General features: G+C 50.5%; 1 protein-coding gene. It reads right to left on the bottom strand.

Features of this window, described 5'->3' with window-relative positions; genetic code table 11:
* Window positions 1-111: 111 nt before the first annotated feature.
* The gene (locus tag WC903_09250; GenBank protein ID MFA5894131.1) at window positions 112-2748 is read right to left on the bottom strand and encodes an AAA family ATPase; all 2637 of its coding nucleotides are present in this window, start codon (window positions 2746-2748) and stop codon (window positions 112-114) included.
* Window positions 2749-2754 lie beyond the last annotated feature (6 nt).

Below are 2754 nucleotides of genomic sequence, written 5' to 3'. Positions count from 1 at the left end.
CATTTAGCAATTATGCTTTTATATTCTACTATTATACAATAAAATGGATCAAGGGACAAATATGTCAAAAAACAAAAGAGGCGGTATAGCTTACGCCTCTTTTAATATCTATTATTTGTTCGCCACATTGAGCACGACGCTGTCTTTGAGACCAAGATCAATATTGACAGTATGGCCTTCTTTAATTTTGCCTTCGATAATTTCCATAGCCAGTTCATCCAGAATTTTGGTCTGGATAATCCGTTTCAGCGGCCGCGCGCCGAAGGTCGGGTCAAAACCCTTGTCAGCGAGCATCTTTTTCACCTTGAGGGCGATGCGGATGGTGATTTCTTTGTTCTTCAATCTGGCGGTTATCTTTTCCAGCTCCAGATCAACGATTTTGGCCAGCACCTCGCGGCTCAAATTCTTGAAGAGAATAATTTCGTCGATGCGATTCAAAAACTCCAGTTTGAAATGGTCGCGCAGGATGCGGTCAATTTTTTCCTTAAGCTCCGCGCTGCGTTCGTTGGCGCGGTCAAGCTCGCTCGCGCCGCCGGAGGAGAAACCGATGGAATATTCTTTAATTACCTCGTTGCCGAGGTTAGAGGTCATAATAATAATGGAATTTTTGAAGCTTACCAGCCGGCCCTTGGAATCGGTCAGCTGTCCGTCGTCCAGAATTTGCAACAGAACATTGAAGATTTCCGGATGGGCTTTTTCTATCTCATCAAACAACACCACGCTGTAAGGCTTGCGCCGGATTTTTTCCGTCAGCTGTCCGCCTTCCTCAAAGCCGACATAACCCGGAGGCGAGCCGATGAATTTAGCGACGCTGTGTTTTTCCATATATTCGCTCATATCATAGCGGATGAGCGCGTTCGCGTCGTTAAACATAAATTCAGCCAAGGCTTTTGCCAGTTCAGTTTTACCGACGCCGGTTGGGCCGACAAACAGGAAGGTGCCGATTGGTTTTTTCTCTTCAGCAATGCCGGCGCGCGAGCGCCGCAAAGCGTTGGCCACCTTGCCGATTGCCTCCTCCTGGCCAATCACCCGCTTAGACAGTTCGTTTTCGGCTTTAACCAATCGATGCGCCTCCGACTCCAACATCTTCAGCACCGGAATACCGGTCCAGCGAGAGACAACTTTGGCAATATCTTGTTCGTCAATTTCTTCTTTTAAAATCCGCTTGCCGCTTTGTTGGATTTTCACCAGACGCGCTTCCTGTTTTTTGATTTCTTTATCCAATTCAGGAATTTGCGAGTAGCGAATCTCCGCGACCTTGGTCAGATCGTCGCCCTTGCGTTCAATGATTTCCGCCTGCGCTTTGAGCGCGTCAATTTTTTTCTTTGATTCGCGGATTTTGGAGATTGCTTCTTTTTCGTTCTGCCAGCGCAGTTCCAGCTCGCCGGCTTTTTCTTTCAATTCGGAAAGTTCGCGGTTGATGCCGCGCAACTTGGCGCCGGTTTTTTGTTCGCGTGAAACAGCCGCTTTGGCAATCTCCAGCCGTTTGATTTCGCGGCGTAAGTTGTCCAGCTCCTGCGGACAGGAGTCAATCTCCAGGCGCAGGGAAGAGGCCGCCTCGTCCATCAGGTCAACCGCCTTATCCGGCAGGAAGCGGTCAGTGATATAACGGTAGGAAAGTTTGGACGCGGCAATCAGCGCGTCGTCAGTGATGCGCACCCCATGGTGGATTTCATACTTTTCTTTGATGCCGCGCAGAATGGCAATCGCGTCTTCCACGCTCGGCTCAGAAACGTAAATCGGCTGAAAACGCCGTTCCAGCGCCGCGTCGCGTTCAATATATTTTTGATATTCTTTGGTGGTGGTGGCGCCCACGGCATGCAGTTCGCCGCGGGCGAGCGCCGGCTTCAGCATATTAGAAGCATCCATCGCGCCCTCCGAAGCGCCGGCGCCGACCAGGGTGTGCAGTTCGTCAATAAATAGGATTATTTTTCCGTCCTGGGATTTTATTTCGCGCAAAACCGCTTTCAGCCGGTCTTCAAATTCGCCGCGGAATTTTGCGCCGGCGATTAAAGAGGCAAGATCCAAGGAGACCAATTCTTTGCCTTTCAGGGTTTCCGGCACGTCGCCGGCGACAATCCGCTGGGCCAGACCCTCAACAATGGCTGTCTTGCCGGTGCCGGCCTCGCCGATCAGGACCGGATTATTCTTGGTGCGGCGGGAAAGAATCTGCATAATGCGGCGAATTTCCTCGTCGCGGCCGATGACCGGATCAAGTTTTTCCGCCCGCGCCATCGCGGTCAAATTGATGGCATATTTTTCCAATGTTTTATATTTGCTTTCCGGATCCGCGTCAGTTATCTTGTGGCTGCCGCGCAAGTCCTTTAACAGTTTGGCCAGCGGTTCATAACTGACGCCGGCGCCAAGCAGTACTTCCTGAGAGCGCGATTTGATGCCGATGATGGCAAGCAAAAGATGCTCGGTGGAGATGAACTCGTCATTCATCTTCTCCGATTCTTTTTTAGAACGTTCAAAAACCATCGCCACCTCGGCCGTGCCTTGGACCGTGCCGACCACGCCGGTAATCGGCGTCTTGGCCAGACGATCGATCTCGTCGTCTACCCGATCCATCAAATCGTCCAGGTTGATGCCAATTTTTTCAAGCACGACTTTAACCAGGCTGTCCGGCTGTTCCAATAGGGCAGATAAGAGGTGCAGCGCTTCAATTTGCTGCTGGCCGGAATCTTGCGCGATGATTTGCGCGTTGATGATCGCTTCTTGCGATTTATGAGTAAATTTATCAAACATATGTTT

The sequence above is a fragment of the Candidatus Margulisiibacteriota bacterium genome, from assembly GCA_041658645.1.
Taxonomy (GTDB): domain Bacteria; phylum Margulisbacteria; class WOR-1; order O2-12-FULL-45-9; family XYB2-FULL-48-7; genus JBAZZV01.
The sequence above is the reverse complement of the archived record's forward strand: the minus strand, read 5'-3'. Positions and strand labels throughout refer to the sequence as shown.